General features: G+C 62.7%; 2 pseudogenes. One reads left to right on the forward strand and one right to left on the reverse strand.

The features are described from left to right. A pseudogene (locus RN629_RS18165) lies at positions 1-713 on the forward strand (transposase); the annotation flags it as partial. A gap of 196 nt (positions 714-909) precedes the next feature. Here RN629_RS18165 and RN629_RS18170 read toward each other — a convergent pair. After that, a pseudogene (locus RN629_RS18170) lies at positions 910-1,530 on the reverse strand (DDE-type integrase/transposase/recombinase); the annotation flags it as partial.

A 1,530-nucleotide genomic window follows, 5' to 3' on the forward strand; every position in this document is an offset into this window, starting at 1 on the left:
ATATGCTCCGGATCGGAGCGACCCAGCGCTATGTCGATCCGCTGGCGGCCGGTATCAACGATCTGCAGGAGATGTCCAAGACCCACGAAGCCATTTCCAGGGCGAAGACGCAGACGTGGCATCGGATCCTCACGCACTATCTGCCGCTGTATCTCCCGGAGATCGAGCGTTTCGCTGGCAACAGCCGGTCTGACTGATTCCTGGCGCTGATCGAACGTTTTCCAACGCCGGGCAGCATCACCTTGATCGGACGCAAGGCGTTTGCCGAACAGGCATGGCCGCTGATCGGCCGCAAGGTCTCCAAGGCTCGGGTGGTCAACGATATCTACGAGACCGCCTGTGCATCGATCGCGCTGCCGATCGAGGAGGACTCCACTGCGGTCGCCATGTTCCGCATGGTCATCGCCCAGGCGCGCACCTTGATCCAGCAGCGTAACGAGATCGAGCGGATCGCCCATGAGGCGTTGGCGACGAACAGCGATTATCAGCTCCTGCGCATGATCCCCGGCATCGGCCCGATCAATGCCCCGACGATCCTGGCCGAGGCCGGCGACCTGCGCCGCTTCAGCCACCATCGCCAGTTCCTTAAGTTCTGCGGCCTCGACCTCGCCACCTACCAGTCAGGGATCTTCAGAGGACGGACCAAGCTATCAAAGTACGGCAACGCCCGGCTGCGATGCACCTTCTGGATGGCCACGCAGGTCGCGATCCGGCATCTGGCATGCGCATCTCATTTTAAGGACGGTGAGGACCACGATCTCGATGATCGATGGATCCTGTGTTTGCTATGGCCGAGAGTGCTTTCCTTGACGGTGGAAGCCATCTGGATCACACATTCATCAGCGCCGACCATCCCCGGCGCAACGAGACCTGCTGGCCTTTCCCCGCCGCTGCTTCCCGACATAGGACGTTGTCGGTGAGCAGCCTGGGCTTGTGCAGCACCGCGGCGCTGTCGCAGCCGGAAGCCGCCAGGGCGAGGTCCAGCGTGTCGGTGACGTCCTCGGCGCGCATGTTGGTGCACAGCTTCCAGGCGATGATGTAGCGCGAGAAGTCGTCGAGCACCGTCGACAGATACATCCAGCCCCAGCCGATGATCTTGAAGCAGGTGAAGTCGGTCTGCCACAACTCGTTCGGCCGGGTGGTCTTCGTGTGGAACTGGTCGGCGGCCTTGATCACGACGAAGGCCGGGCTGGTGATCAGATCATGGGCCTTGAGCAGCCGGTAAACCGTGGCTTCCGACACGAAGTAGCGCGGCTCGTCAGTGAAGCGCACGGCCAGTTCCCGGGGGCTCAACCCGGACTGTTCCAGCGCCAGCTCGATGATCCGGTCGTGGATGCCGGCCGGGATGCGGTTCCACACCCGGCTCGGCACCGATGGCCGATCTTCCAGCGCTTCCGGTCCGCCTTCGAGGTAGCGGTCGTACCAGCGGTAGAACGTTCGCCGGGCTATGCCGAGTTGGTCCAGCGTCTGCCTGGCGGGCGATGCGACTGCTCGACGATCCTGATGATCTCGAGCTTCCCGGATGCGGGA

This window comes from Facivitalis istanbulensis, assembly GCF_040560405.1.
GTDB lineage: Bacteria > Pseudomonadota > Alphaproteobacteria > Sphingomonadales > Sphingomonadaceae > Sphingomonas > Sphingomonas istanbulensis.